This is a genomic window from Bacillus sp. BD48, assembly GCF_046566805.1.
Taxonomy (GTDB): domain Bacteria; phylum Bacillota; class Bacilli; order Bacillales; family Bacillaceae; genus Bacillus; species Bacillus safensis.
In genome coordinates this window covers 379,393-393,957 of record NZ_JANGFM010000002.1, presented here as the reverse complement: position 1 = coordinate 393,957, position 14,565 = coordinate 379,393, and the positions used below count along the sequence as shown (strand labels likewise).

14 protein-coding genes are annotated in these 14,565 nt (G+C 38.9%); 1 reads left to right on the top strand and 13 read right to left on the bottom strand.

The features are described from left to right. Positions 1–198: 198 nt before the first annotated feature. The 5 genes from glpX to ACLGGR_RS06965 all read right to left on the bottom strand — a co-directional run bounded on the left by glpX (position 199) and on the right by ACLGGR_RS06965 (position 4,893). Positions 199–1,164, bottom strand: coding sequence for a class II fructose-bisphosphatase (gene glpX / locus ACLGGR_RS06985; protein ID WP_048237657.1), 966 nt, complete (start codon positions 1,162–1,164; stop codon positions 199–201). 32 nt (positions 1,165–1,196) lie between these two features. Then, positions 1,197–2,486 (bottom strand): UDP-N-acetylglucosamine 1-carboxyvinyltransferase, encoded by a 1,290-nt coding sequence (locus tag ACLGGR_RS06980; protein WP_024423746.1) that lies wholly within the window; start codon positions 2,484–2,486, stop codon positions 1,197–1,199. 246 nt (positions 2,487–2,732) lie between these two features. Then, the gene (gene fsa, locus ACLGGR_RS06975; protein WP_003215343.1) at positions 2,733–3,371 is read right to left on the bottom strand and encodes a fructose-6-phosphate aldolase; all 639 of its coding nucleotides are present in this window, start codon (positions 3,369–3,371) and stop codon (positions 2,733–2,735) included. A 111-nt stretch (positions 3,372–3,482) separates the two neighbouring features. Continuing rightward, positions 3,483–4,340: a class II fructose-bisphosphate aldolase gene (locus tag ACLGGR_RS06970; RefSeq protein ID WP_024423748.1), complete on the bottom strand. Its 858-nt coding sequence runs from the start codon at positions 4,338–4,340 to the stop codon at positions 3,483–3,485. 178 nt (positions 4,341–4,518) lie between these two features. Continuing rightward, positions 4,519–4,893 (bottom strand): response regulator, encoded by a 375-nt coding sequence (locus ACLGGR_RS06965; protein WP_003214681.1) that lies wholly within the window; start codon positions 4,891–4,893, stop codon positions 4,519–4,521. A gap of 180 nt (positions 4,894–5,073) precedes the next feature. On the opposite strand from ACLGGR_RS06965, the gene ACLGGR_RS06960 reads away from it, so the two are divergent. Further along, positions 5,074–5,604: a DUF2529 domain-containing protein gene (locus tag ACLGGR_RS06960; RefSeq protein WP_142945415.1), complete on the top strand. Its 531-nt coding sequence runs from the start codon at positions 5,074–5,076 to the stop codon at positions 5,602–5,604. Between the two features lie 41 nt (positions 5,605–5,645). Here the strand turns inward: ACLGGR_RS06960 and pyrG are convergent, their stop codons facing one another. The 8 genes from pyrG to ACLGGR_RS06920 all read right to left on the bottom strand — a co-directional run bounded on the left by pyrG (position 5,646) and on the right by ACLGGR_RS06920 (position 14,551). Next, entirely contained in the window at positions 5,646–7,253 is a 1,608-nt protein-coding gene (pyrG, locus tag ACLGGR_RS06955) for a glutamine hydrolyzing CTP synthase (protein ID WP_034281230.1), read from the bottom strand. Between the two features lie 239 nt (positions 7,254–7,492). Next, a complete protein-coding gene (rpoE, locus tag ACLGGR_RS06950) occupies positions 7,493–8,032 on the bottom strand; it encodes a DNA-directed RNA polymerase subunit delta (RefSeq protein ID WP_142945416.1) in 540 nt (179 codons plus the stop codon). A gap of 439 nt (positions 8,033–8,471) precedes the next feature. Continuing rightward, positions 8,472–8,975 (bottom strand): hypothetical protein, encoded by a 504-nt coding sequence (locus ACLGGR_RS06945; protein ID WP_410972779.1) that lies wholly within the window; start codon positions 8,973–8,975, stop codon positions 8,472–8,474. After that, entirely contained in the window at positions 8,954–9,568 is a 615-nt protein-coding gene (locus ACLGGR_RS06940; RefSeq protein ID WP_410972778.1) for an ATP-binding cassette domain-containing protein, read from the bottom strand. The genes ACLGGR_RS06945 and ACLGGR_RS06940 overlap by 22 nt, the downstream gene beginning before the upstream one ends. A gap of 30 nt (positions 9,569–9,598) precedes the next feature. Next, positions 9,599–10,129 (bottom strand): stage II sporulation protein M, encoded by a 531-nt coding sequence (locus tag ACLGGR_RS06935; protein ID WP_410972777.1) that lies wholly within the window; start codon positions 10,127–10,129, stop codon positions 9,599–9,601. Positions 10,130–11,284: 1,155 nt separating this feature from the next. Then, positions 11,285–11,461 carry a hypothetical protein gene (locus ACLGGR_RS06930; protein WP_410972776.1) on the bottom strand — a complete coding sequence of 59 codons (177 nt, stop codon included), beginning with the start codon at positions 11,459–11,461 and terminating at the stop codon, positions 11,285–11,287. 157 nt (positions 11,462–11,618) lie between these two features. Beyond that, entirely contained in the window at positions 11,619–11,909 is a 291-nt protein-coding gene (locus ACLGGR_RS06925) for an uberolysin/carnocyclin family circular bacteriocin (protein ID WP_075612067.1), read from the bottom strand. Positions 11,910–13,408: 1,499 nt separating this feature from the next. Next, entirely contained in the window at positions 13,409–14,551 is a 1,143-nt protein-coding gene (locus tag ACLGGR_RS06920) for an acyl-CoA dehydrogenase (RefSeq protein WP_410972775.1), read from the bottom strand. Between the last annotated feature and the right edge of the window lie 14 nt (positions 14,552–14,565).

Here is a 14,565-nt window from a genome sequence, read left to right as displayed (position 1 = left end):
ATAGAGAAGGATAATGAGTATATCGTCATGATGCGGCAGTATTTAAACTTTGTTGAAGCTTAAAAGAAGTAAATTCGCAGAAAATTTCGCAGCACTCTTTAGTTTTACCTCATTTGCAGAGAATATTCAACTTTAAAAAGAAAATGATATATATTTGACACCTATATGAAAAGCGGGTAATGAATACCCGCTTTCAGATTACGGACGAATGACAAGATTCGGTTTTTTCTTTAAGCTGTGTCTGCCGTCTACGAAACGAACCGTACCTGATTTCGCACGCATGACAACACTATGTGTTGTTCCAACAGAGCCTTTGAATTGAACACCTTTAAGTAATTCGCCGTCCGTTACACCTGTCGCTGCAAAAATGGCGTCATCTCCTTTTACGAGATCTTCCATTCTTAGGACTTTACCAACATCCAGCCCCATTTTCTCACAGCGTCTTAATTCTTCTTCACTTTGAGGAAGAAGCTTACCATGAATTTCACCACCAAGTGCCTTTAATGCAACAGCAGAAAGGACACCCTCAGGCGCTCCGCCTGAACCAAATAGAATATCAACACCTGTGTGATCAAATGCTGTATTAATGGCTCCTGCAACGTCCCCATCATCGATCAGTTTAATTCTTGCTCCTGCTTCTCTCAGTTCAGCAATTATTTTCTCATGTCGACCTCTGTTTAAAATCGTTGCAACAACATCTTCAATATCTTTGTTTTTCGCTTTTGCAACAGCGCGAAGATTATCAATGACAGGCGCTTCAATGTCGATGCAGCCTACCGCTTCTGGACCTACTGCGATCTTATCCATGTACATATCAGGTGCATTCAGCAAGTTGCCATGATCTGCAACTGCAATGACAGCTAAGGCATTCCAGCCGCCGCTTGCCACAATGTTTGTTCCTTCTAATGGATCAACAGCGACATCCACGCGAGGTCCATATCCGTTCCCAAGCTTTTCCCCAATATAAAGCATTGGTGCTTCGTCCATTTCACCCTCGCCAATGACCACTGTTCCCTTCATTGGAATGGTGTCAAATACATCACGCATTGCACTTGTTGCAGCATCATCTGCTTCGTCTTTTAATCCTCTGCCCATCCAACGGGCAGATTTTAATGCGGCTGCTTCTGTCACCCGTACTAGTTCCATCGATAAACTTCTTTCCATTTTTGTCCAAATCTCCTCTCACAGTCAAAGCCTTATGAATTTTGAAGTTCTTCTATTTCTTGGTCATTCAGCTTTTCACGCCAGATGGTTGCACCCAAGCCTTCAAGCTTCTTCTCAAGCAAACTATATCCTCTGTCTATATGTTCAAGCCCTGTGATTTCGGTCACACCGTCTGCCATTAACCCTGCGACAACAAGGCAAGCGCCTGCACGCAGATCACTTGCTTTGACCTTTGCTCCTTGGAGCTGCGTTTGTCCGGTAATAATAGCAGATCTTCCTTCGACCTTCATGTTTGCACCCATTCGACGCAATTCGTCAATGTGCTTAAAGCGGGCTGAGTAGATCGTATCTGTGACCACACTCGTGCCTTTCGCTTTTGTTAACAGCGCCGTCATCGGCTGCTGAAGGTCAGTCGGAAAGCCCGGATACACAAGGGTTTTGATATCGACAGGCTTGAGTCCTTCGTTTCTGCCAACGATCAGCATCTGATCGTTGCTCGTTTCAATGGTGAACCCCATTTCTCTAAGTTTCGCCGTAATTGATTCTAAATGAGTTGGGATCACATTATCAAGTACAACTTCATCTCCCATCGCTGCACCAGCTATTAAAAATGTTCCTGCTTCGATGCGGTCAGGGATGATTGAATGCTTACAGCCATGAAGAGATTCTACACCTTCGATTCGAATGACATCGGTACCCGCACCCTTGATTTTGGCTCCCATGCTTGCAAGCAGTGTCGCTACATCAATAATTTCGGGTTCCTTTGCAGCATTTTCAATCACGGTTTTTCCTTCAGCCAGTACGGCTGCGAGCATGATGTTGATCGTCGCACCTACACTGACAACATCAAGATAAATTCGGGCTCCAACTAATTTTTCAGCGCGCAAATAAATCGCACCCTGCTCGTTTGTCACCTCGGCTCCAAGTGCTTCAAAACCTTTGATATGCTGATCAATCGGCCTAGGTCCTAAATGACAGCCTCCTGGCAGTCCGATGACAGCCTGCTTGAATCTGCCCAGCATGGCTCCCATTAAATAATAGGATGCACGCAGTTTCTTCACTTTTCCATTAGGAAGCGGCATACTGATCATGGAAACAGGATTGACGACCATTTCACCTTTTTCAAAAGTGACCTTTCCGCCAATTTCTTCTAACAGATCTCGTAATGTGTCGATATCTGATATATGCGGAAGGCCTTCAATGGTTACTGGAGAATCAGCGAGAATCGTGGCAGGAATCAGTGCCACAGCACTATTTTTCGCACCACTAATATGTACGGTCCCGCGCAAGGGGTCACCGCCGGCAATGTTTAACTTTTCCATATTTGTCTCCCTTCTTAAAGAAGATCACTGTTGGAGTTATACTGTTTGTGGATGTCGCGCTTTAAAAGGTCTTGTCCAAAATTTAGCCAATATCAAGAGAAAGAATACAGGTTAAACGAAATTTGTCGGAAGAAAAATAATCGAAGCTTTGCGAGGCTGTGATGTTCTCTTCTTTGCACAAAACATTCTTAGCGTGTATAAGGAAAACTGCGGCAAACGAGAGACAATCCCGCCTGCCACAATCACTTATTTATTCCAGTCTGCTAAAAATTGCTCAATGCCTGCATCCGTTAATGGGTGTTTCGTCAGCTGCTTGATGACTTTCAGCGGCATTGTGCCGATATGAGCACCTCTAAGCGCAGCTTCTGTCACATGCTGCGGGTGACGAATGGATGCAGCAATGATTTGTGTATCTAATCCATGAACATCAAAAATAGTTTTCACTTCGCTGATGAGATCAAGACCATTTTGGCCAATGTCATCTAAGCGGCCGAGGAATGGAGAGACATACGTCGCACCAGCTCTAGCTGCAAGAAGTGCCTGGTTTGCACTAAAAATTAATGTGACGTTTGTTTTAATTCCAAGGTCAGTTAATGCTTTGACAGCTTTAAGTCCATCTGTAGTCATTGGAATTTTGACCGTGATATTTGGTGCGATGGCAGCAAGCTCTTTTCCTTCTTCAATCATTTCCTCTGCTTTTAGGGAAATCACTTCTGCACTGACAGAACCTGATACCACGTCAGTGATTTCGCGAAGGCGGTCGTGGAATGATACGTCCTTTTCTTTCGCTACTAAACTAGGGTTTGTTGTAACGCCTGCTAAAATGCCAAGCTCGTGCGCCTCTTTGATGTCTGCAATATTTGCTGTATCTACGAAAAATAACATAACTGTGCCACTCTCCTATCAATAAATTGTCTGAAATGTAAATTTGATTGCGCTTTCTCAAGATATGGAGAAAACCGCCTGTGACTCAGGCGGCTTTCGGTTCTCATCAAATTATGCTTGGTTAGAAGAACCAAATTCGCGCATTTTGCCGATAACAGTCGCTTTAATTGCGTCACGAGCTGGTCCAAGATATTTACGTGGATCATACTCTTCTGTTTTTGCAGCAAGTGTTTCGCGTACTGCTTTCGCAGAAGCAATTTGGTTTTCAGTGTTTACATTGATTTTTGCTGTACCAAGTGAAATTGCACGCTTGATGTCAGCAGTTGGGATACCTGTTCCGCCGTGAAGAACAAGTGGAAGACCAGTTGTTTTACCGATTTCTTCCATTTCAGCGAAACCAAGGTTTGGTTCACCTTTGTATGGACCATGTACTGAACCTAATGCAGGTGCAAGGCAGTCAATACCAGTGCGTTCTACAAGCTCTTGGCACTCTTTTGGATCAGCATAAATAACGCCCTCAGCGATGACGTCATCTTCTTGCCCACCAACAGTTCCAAGTTCAGCTTCTACAGACACACCATGGAAATGTGCAAGTTCAACGACTTTCGCAGTTGTTTCCACATTCTCATCGAATGGGTGGTGAGAAGCATCGATCATGACAGAAGTAAATCCTGCATGAATGGCTTTTGCACAAGATTCAAAGCTTGAACCGTGATCTAAATGAATCGCAACAGGAACTGTTACATTATATTCTTCGATTAACGCTTTAACCATTGCGACAACTGTTTTGAAGCCGCCCATGTAGCGTCCTGCTCCTTCAGATACTCCTAAGATAACAGGAGATTTCTCTTCTTCAGCAGCTTGTAAAATCGCTTGCGTGAATTCTAAGTTATTTAAGTTAAACTGTCCAACAGCGTAACCTTTTTCCTTTGCGTCTTTCAACATTTCTGTCATTGAAACTAAAGGCATGATGAAAAATCCTCCCTATGTAGCTAATTTGCTTGCTAAAAAAAGCTCTCCACCCTAGCATGACCAGAATTTCTCGCCATATGTAAACTTTCAAAGTCAGATCGCTTTCTTCTTCTTTTCTAGAATACCAATTATTCGACAAATCGGCAACAGAATGACTCGATTCAATCATTTCCATCTAGCCATTTGTTTCAAGCGGCAGGTATTCTTTGACAGCATCTCGGATTTCATCAATATCAAAAGGCTTAGCGAAGTGCGTCAATGCACCGAGTTCTTTGGATTCTTGGATCATATCTAATTCACCATAAGCTGTCATAATAATGACACGGATGTCTTCATCAATTAATTTCATCCGTTTTAAAATTTCGATACCATCCATTCCGGGAATTTTCATATCAAGCAGGACAAGGTTCGGTCTATGGTTTTTCACAATATCTAATGCCTGAAGTCCATTGGCAGCTTGAAAGGTTTGATAGCCTTCTTTATGAAACACTTCATTTAATAATATTCTAATACCGTACTGATCATCGACAATTAAAATTTTCTCATTCATCTGTTACACCCCATTGCTTTCATTTTTCGCCATAAAAAGAGCTGTTGTTAAATAATTCTGTTTGATTTTCACATTTCCTTTAATTATAATAGTTTACTTTACGACATTTTCTGAGCATTTTTCCTAATATTCTCTTTATATTCTATTATAAAATGATCTGACCGAAGGAGGAAATGAGTCTTGTTAAAAATTTTTACGACCCAGTTATCAGGTATTTTTTCACGTATTGGAGAAAAGCAGGCTGAAGCGATTGAGGACGGTGCACGCCTTCTTGCACAGGCCGTTGTCAGTGGACATGCCGTTTATTTTCACGGGAAGAATGAGCTGGCTGCTGTCGCCTTAGAGGCATCTGAAAGCAAGGAGCCGTTTCCCGGTGCGAAGGTACTGCCGCTCGATCAAAAGGAGCGCAGCTTACTTCATCCAAGTGACAGGGTGCTGTTATTTTATTCAGACCCAGAAGATCAGGAAATTCAATCTCTTGTAAAAGAACTGCACGAACAAGGTACGCCCATTGTTGGTGTAGGGCCGGCACTAAAGGAGCCTTCCACGATTGAAGAGCATTGTGATGTCCACATTGATTTCCAGCTCAAGAAACCGCTTGTGCCCGCTGAAGATGGAACAAGGTTTGGTTTTCCTGCTTTAATGACCTGTTTATACGTCTACCACGCCCTATCGTTTACTGTGAAAGAAATCGTGGAAGAATATGAATAAAAAAAACTGCCGAGAAGTGAGATTCTCGGCAGTTTTTTGTTTTATTTTGATTCAGATGCTTGAAGTGAGGCACCAACGAAATCTCTAAATAATGGCTGTGGTCTTGTCGGTCTTGAAACGAATTCTGGGTGGAACTGAGAAGCAAGGAACCAAGGGTGATCCTTCAGCTCGATAATTTCAACAAGACGTCCATCTGGGCTTGTACCAGAGAAGACAAAGCCTGCTGCTTCCATTTGCTGTCTGTATTCGTTATTAAACTCGTAGCGATGACGGTGGCGTTCGTAGACCACTTCGTCATTGTATGCAGCAAATGCTTTTGAGTCTTCATTTAATTTACAAGGGTATAGACCGAGACGAAGTGTTCCGCCTAGATCATCTACATCCTTCTGTTCTGGAAGAAGGTCAATGATTGGGAATGCTGTTTCAGGATCAATTTCCGCTGAATGAGCTCCCTCAAGGCCTAATACGTTTCTCGCATATTCGATAGATGCCACTTGCATTCCTAAGCAGATTCCAAAGAATGGCACTTTGTTTTCACGGGCGTATTGTGTGGCAATGATTTTCCCTTCTACTCCGCGATCTCCGAAGCCTCCAGGAACAATAATACCGTCAACATCTTGTACGAAATCAGCGATATTCTCTGCTGTCACTTCTTCTGCATTGATCCATTTAATTTGAACATCTGCATCAAATGCATAACCAGCATGACGAAGTGATTCAACGACAGAAATATAGGCATCTTGCAGCTCAACATATTTCCCTACAAGACCAATTGTAACTTGTTTCGAAAGGTTTTGCACTTTATCAACAAGCGCTGTCCACTCCGTCATGTCCGCATCTTGGCAGTCAAGTTTCATATGTTCACATACTAGCTTGTCCAGCCCTTGTTTTTGTAAATCAAGCGGAATGGAGTAAAGCGTGTCTGCATCCTGACATTCAATAACAGCTTTTGTATCAATATCACAAAATAGCGCAATTTTGTCCTTCATATCTTGTGCCAATGGCATTTCAGTTCTGACCACGATGACGTTTGGCTGAATACCAAGACTGCGAAGTTCTTTCACACTATGCTGTGTTGGTTTTGTTTTCAATTCACCCGCTGCACGGATGTAAGGAACGAGGGTACAATGAATGTACATCACGTTTTCACGTCCGATGTCACTCTTCATTTGACGAATGGCTTCAAGGAATGGAAGGGATTCGATATCTCCTACTGTTCCGCCGATTTCTGTAATGACCACATCTGCACCCGTTTCTTTTCCGGCACGGTACACACGGTCCTTGATTTCATTTGTAATGTGGGGAATGACCTGTACTGTTCCACCTAAGTAGTCACCGCGGCGCTCTTTCTTTAGAACAGTAGAGTAGATTTTACCAGTTGTAACGTTGCTGTACTTATTTAAGTTAATATCAATGAAACGCTCATAGTGACCTAAATCAAGGTCTGTTTCAGCACCATCATCTGTGACAAAAACTTCACCGTGCTGGTATGGACTCATTGTCCCTGGGTCTACGTTGATGTATGGATCGAATTTTTGAATGGTGACATCCATCCCTCTATTTTTCAGAAGGCGGCCTAACGATGCAGCCGTGATTCCTTTTCCAAGTGAGGAAACAACTCCTCCTGTTACAAAAATATACTTTGTCATTTCGTATGCTCCTCTCTTTTTTACCCTTGCATGTCTAGACATGCACAGCTTCATCCTTTTTAGAGTGTATCCCTAAATCTCTTGAAAAATAAGAAAGCTCCCTTTCAAATAAATGAAAGGGAGCGTAAATGAACGTATCTTTACGTACTCTTTTTTAGAGAGCCCAAAATACATACTACATAGTTCGCTCTCGAAAGTCAAGACGGTTTTGTCCTGTTTTGAGGACCGGTTTGAGAGGGTTATTTTTCTTCCTCATCATCGTCTAAATCGTCTTCATCAATCTCCGTTAAGCCGTCATCATCTTCATCATCATCTTCGTCGAAGTCTTCAAGATCTTCATCAATTTCTTCATCATCGTCTAGGTCGAGATCATCGTCGTCTTCAACAAGATCAAGGTCTTCTTCAAGCTCGTCGATTTCTTCTTCCTCTTCAATTTCATCGAAGTCTTCTTCAACGACAGCTGCTTTTGCTTTTTTCTTTTTCGCTTTTGTTTTCACAGCTGGTTGAACTTCTTCTTCGATTTGATCAACTGGATACCAGCTGCGAAGTCCCCATCTCTGATCACCTAACGAAATAAAGCGGCCATCTATATTTAAGTCTGTATAAAATTGAGCAAGTCGATCATCAAGATCGGATTTTTGTATTCCTTGCAAACGGACAATTTCATCTATTAACTCGGAAAACGTAATTGGTGATTTGCTGTCTCTGAAAATTTCATAAGCAAGTTCAACTAAAGACATTTGTTTGAGCTGTTCCTGTGAGTATTCTTTCAAACTCAAGGTCAGACACTCCCTTTCTATTACATGTATGTATCCATTTATCAGTGAAATAATAAGTATTTATACCTTATTTTTACGACAAACCATACCTCTCATTATAAACAAATTAGGGGAGTTTATGCCACCTTTATTGATGTTAATTTTTGATTTTTTCTCACGAGTAGCACCTTTTGGTCTTCCCCTGCGTGAAATTGGACTGGTTCTTGTGTACGGCATGCTTTTTGTTTGCTGTTCTATTCATTCCAAATAAAAAAATTGGAGAAATTAGAGGCAGCACTGTTGAATGAATAAAATTTAGCTATCGTTTGAACGAAGTGATTGTCCATTTTTATAAAAAGGTACACGTCAACGGGTTAAGTTGACGTGTACCTTTAATGGAGAAATTATAAAACCTTTTTTCGATAACCTTGTATTCAGTTCATCCTCTAATTATTATTCATTACAGTACAGCGACTATTTCTTTTCCTAGGGAAATTAAAGCATCTATAATAAATGGTGCCGCAAAGAGAATCGATGCTTTCCAGTTCGCTTTTTTATATTGAAAAAAGAACAAGATCAACATTGCTCCTATAAGTGCCGTGAATATATACAGCCATAAGCTATGTATTTGCAAGATCCCCATACATATTACATTAATAAACATAATGATAATCTTAGGGATCAGAGCATAAAACAAATGACCCTTAACCTCCGGAAGAAAGATCATTAATAAGAATTTAGAGATGAGATATTGTACTAAGAGACTGATGGTGGTTAGAATTGTTGTAATGACAACAATTAGATTCAGCATCGTTTCATAGGACATATCCTCTAACAAAGCTCTTAAATCATCTAGTTTCGAAATGTAGCCATTTAACTCAATAGCAAAAGTAACGAAATAATAATTGGCCAGAATAAAAATGACCAATGATATCAGTGATGTTATTCTTGGACGTTGTTCCATAATAGCCTCCCATCCCCTATACTCACAATGCTTGAATGATCGTTTAAACGTTTATTCACCATGCTATGGGAAACATATATGATGGTTGAAATTTTTTTAATAGAAAGATTCACTAGCCTCTCAGATAGCATCTCTATACTCTCTGAATCTAGAGATGACATGGTTTCATCAATTAGGATGGTTTTCCAATCTTTTACGAATAATAAAGATAACCCTACCTTCGCTTTCATACCCGTAGATGCTCTGCTATAAGAACCATCTAGGTTACCATCAAAAAAATCATTCACAATACCCATTTGTTCTTTAGTCGGCACAATTTTAAACGTATTCCACAGAATCTCTAGGTTTTCTCTAATTGTAAATGGGTGAATGCCGATAGGATCCACATTTAAGTAAAGAGTCGATTCTTTGTTTGCCTCAATATCTCCAGAATATCTCTTATCTAAACCTGCTATCATTTTAAGGAGAGTGCTTTTACCTGCACCATTTCTCCCCACTAAATGAAAGAGACCTGTTGAAATTGAAAAATTCACTTTATCTAGTATGATATTGTTTTTGAACTTCTTAGTACATTCTACAAATTCTAATCCCACTTGAATCCCCTTCTCTGTCATATAGAGTCTTCAATAAAACCATCTATGATTGATAATGATAGAAAATAATAAAGAATCATACCCTTCAATAAAAGCAGCTATTATTAGGATGACTAACGATAGCAGATAATAAGGAATCATTTTTTTCATAACACCTAAAGCAGCTTTAATTGATTTCGTATAAATTAGTGTGAACAGTACATACTGGCTTATTCCTTGATAAAGCAACATATTTGGGAATTCTAATAGCCCGTGAGGAATTAGTTTACCTAAAGCTTCTTGTGCTCCTAACGTTCTAAAGCCCATCGTAATGACGAAGGACGAACCTCCAAAATCCATTATTTGAAATAACGGCGACAACAAGAACCCCAGTAAATACATTGCAAAGTTCGTTAAGTTATGTGTCAGGACTACAGACATAAATTCCTGGCCCGAAGTTGGTGGTGCTGCTTCAAATAAATCTTTGTTGACTATATTCCCAAGATAAATCCCTGTACCTATCAGCAATATACAGTAGATAGAGTAATACCACAGAAAATATTTCAATCTTTTATGTAACATTTTCCTCCTCTTTTCATGAAGTAATCGTGAAAATAGTAATGCATATGAGTAATAAAATAGGCAAGGACAGCTTCAATAACTTATGTTCATAATCGTTGATTAATAGTTCTGTTTTTCTGAAATATACGACCCCAATAAAGATGATTAAAGGAAGCGATAACATATTTTTAAGAATAATTGAGATATCAGACGTGTTTATCACTACTCCGACTATTCCACACACACTGACAAAAGTCAGTACAATACATAGTAAATAAATCGTACTGGATTTAAACCTCTCGTACGGACTCACAATCAAAGAGGCTTGCAGCATCTCAACTCTTGCCTTATCAAGCATAATTTCTTCCTTTTTCGAACCTATTAGGATTTCTAAGATCGTGATAAAGTTTATATAGACCAAAATGAGCGCAGGCAGATATTCTATTTTTGTTAAAAAGGATTGGGCGAAATAAGTAAGTACTGCTACTAAGACGCCAATTAAAATTATTAATATTTTATTACTAATGATATAAGAAAAAAACAAATACATAATATTCCCAGACCTATATTGCTTATTCGCACTTTTTAGGAAGGAAAGTCCAGATGTCAAAGGTATCCTATGAGAATTACTTATGTAAATGTAAATAAGAAGAGACTGTACCATTTGCAGTATCAACACTGCTTCAAAAATGGACGTTATGATATACCAAAATTGTAACAAAAGGAGTATTCTGTTTATGATATTGAATAGACCAGACAATAATTGAGATGCAAAGGACAGCATCACGACAATAAGAGCTAGTATCATAATGAAATATTGTTTTTCTACTAACAAAAAAGTTAAAGCGATGAAACAAGCGAAAAGTAATTGAACTGAATACCCTTTTTTAATCGTAAAGAATAAATGTTTCAACAACAATTGTTTAGAGATAAAGACCAAGCCTGGCTGCTGTCTTTTATACGGTAATACACAGCGATTAATATTAGCTGTAGCTACAATGTATATTGAAATAAAAATAAAACTGTTTTTATAAGTGCCGGGAACCCCATCGCGATAGAAAATCATCGCTATCATAACAATGATAGAAAAAAGAATCATTCCAATATAATTGAGATACCCCATTATACTTTGATCATATATTTTAAATAGCTTATTTATTTTATACATAAGTCATGTTAAAAAGCAGCAGCCTTGGCTTTTCCTTGTTTTTTAAGCACAGCCAAACTAGAGACAGTCACAGTACTAAGACCTAGATTTGCTGATATCAAAGAACCTTTTCTAGCGACTAAAGATGCCATTGTAACTTCCACTAACAATAGTGAGAATGAGCCAAGTTTTTTTGCCTTCATCATAAAATTTCCTCCTAATTAATGTTTTATTACAAGCCGCATGGCATAAAACGCTAAATTAGTTTTTACCATTGTCTAGTAAACGTCGTTTCACCTGCTATCAAAACACTTTTGGAAAAAAAATCATCTCAATAAAGATTGAGATGATTTTTTTTTGAGATTAAAAAGCAGCAGCTTTTGCTTTTCCTTTTTTCTTGAGGATAGCCAAAATAGTAGCAGCTACACCTGCACTAATTGTTCCTACACCAGTGAACATGCCAACGACAGTAATAACAGTTGCTACTGAAGACCAAGCATCTAAGAAATTAACCATTGCAAACGCGGTTCCAGAACTAACACCCAGATTTGCTGCAATTAATGAGCCATTTCCAATTACTAAAGCTCCTAATGTTACCGCAAGAAGTAGCAGCGATAATAAAGCATAAAACTTAGAATCTGTTGCTTTTGTCATAACACGACCTCCTTCTATTATTTACCACTCTTTTAGTCTAGCAAGAATTAAATTACATTTCAACATTTTTTGTAAATTTTTTAATAATAATTGAAATAGATGTAATTATAACCATTTATTATAGGGGATTATGTTCATTTCCCAGTTTTACAGGGCGCTTATGTACTGACATAAAATGCTCTGATTCTCTAAAAACTAGTCAAAATATCTAGTAATCAAAAAATCAATTCGTTTCAAATCTTTATTGACTTGTCTTAGAGGTAGGTAGATTTATCATCACTTAAGAGATTATGGCATTTATATTTATATGTATGATAAGCTACCTTTATCCTTAAAGTTATGAACGGAATATTACGAATAAACATGTTTATCTTTACTAAAGGCAGAACTAAATTCAATGAATAACTCTCTCTTTCGATTCTCTGTGAACTTATTTTGAATTCAAGAGACCTGATCGTACAAATCATAAGTTTATACATAACAGTTGACATATTTTAAAAATTGTAATATATCAAAAAAACAATAAGCATACTATTCTTCAAAACCAATATATGCCCCCTGTAAGCCGTTGAAAAAAACTTAAATGGGTGGAACCAACTAGGTAAATAAACCAATTTCTCACTTTCAAAAAAATCGAAACACTCATATTGAGTTGTCTCGATTTCGATTGATAATAATGTACTTAATTAGAGGTGTTATTAATATTATTTTTTGTTGTTTTGTATTAAACATCTCACTGGCTATCTCTGCTATTTCTTTATATCAAGAAATTTATGTATGTTGGATAATATTCATCATTTTAGAAGAAGTCATTCTCTTTTAGAATGAAGCTTAATCCCGATATTTCCGCAAAATTTAAAACGCTTTTGGAATTTATTTATTAATGATTGCTTCAATTTCACTTATAATATGCTTAAAAAATTAATTGATGAAAACATACACTTCTATATTCTATCTTAATCTAAAGTTTCTGAAATAATGAGATTACAACAGCTATGGTCAATACAATTCCTGCGAACATTAATACAATTAATTTTCTATTACTGTTTTCTTTTTGATCATTGTCTTTTTTTGAAGTCTTCGAAAGTTCTACGGAAACAAGAATCCATATAACCATGGTTACGATTCCTAAGGTGGTAGCAGCGTTCATAATAACCTCCCATATTTATATTTCTTCAATTTTAACATAACCCCAAAGGTAAGTTGGACCTATACTGGGCATCACCTCAAATTCAGGGAAAATTAACTATTATCTTTTATACACATTTACCTATTTCTTTATTAATCCCTAATACTTTAGTAAGTTTGTTGCCAGTTTTTATTGATTAAATACTCTCTAAATAATCGATGACAAGTCACTCTTAAGTTAAAGCTTTTTATACTGCTGACACAATCCTTTTTCCTTCACAAAAAAACCTTTAGATTTTGCTACTGATTTAAAGCTGATTGAACCATACAAAGCAAAAGCCACCTAGCGAGAGGTGGCTTTTACTTTATTTCTATATATCTAGCAGTTTCCTTGAGATGACCAAACGCTGGATTTCCTGAGTTCCTTCATAAATTTGAGTGATTTTCGCATCACGCATGTATCGTTCGACTGGGTAATCCTTTGTGTAGCCGTACCCGCCGAAGATTTGAACCGCTTCTGTCGTCACCTTCATCGCTGTATCACCGGCAAAGAGCTTGGACATGGCTGATTCCTTTCCATACGGGAGGCCTTTCGTTTCGAGCCATGCCGCTTGGTAAGTAAGCAGCCTTGATGCTTCAATCGCTGTTGCCATATCAGCCAGCTTAAAGGCGATCCCTTGCTGCTGAATGATTGGTTTGCCAAATTGTTTACGCTCCTTGGCATAATCAACCGCGGCATCAAGAGCGCCTTGAGCAATCCCTACCGCCTGTGCAGCAATGCCGTTTCTGCCGCCATCGAGTGTCATCATGGCTATTTTGAACCCTTCTCCTTCTTGACCGAGCCGGTTCCTTTCATGAATTCGGCAATCTTCAAATCGAATTTCCGTTGTTGGCGATGAGCGTATGCCCAGTTTGCTTTCCTTTTTGCCAACGGAAAAACCAGGTGTCTCTTTTTCTACAATGAAAGCAGTTGTATTTCGAGACGAAGCTTCTTGGTCTGTTACGGCAAACACAATATAATAATCTGCAATGCCTCCATTTGTAATAAAGATTTTCGACCCGTTCAAGACATATTCACTGCCTGCCTTTACGGCCGTTGTCTTCATTCCGACAGCATCTGAACCGGAACCGCTCTCGGTGAGGGCATATGCTCCTATCTTCCGCCCTTCTGCAAGCGGCTTTAAATAAGTCTCTTTTTGTTCATCTGTTCCGAATGTATAGATTGGCCATGAAGCAAGAGATGTATGTGCGGACAGGGTGACACCTGTAGACGCGCACACTCTTGAAAGCTCCTCAACTGCTATGACGTAGGCTAAATAGTCACTGCCGATTCCGCCCACTTCTTCCGGCCAAGGGATACCCGTTAAACCGAGCTCCGCCATTTTGCGAAAAATAGATGGATCATATGTCTCTGTTTCGTCTCGCTCTGCTGCTGTTGGCTCCACTTCGTTTTTCGCAAAGTCTCTCACCATTTTTTGAATCATTTCATGTTCGTCACTTAATTGGAACTGCATCGTGAGCCACCTCG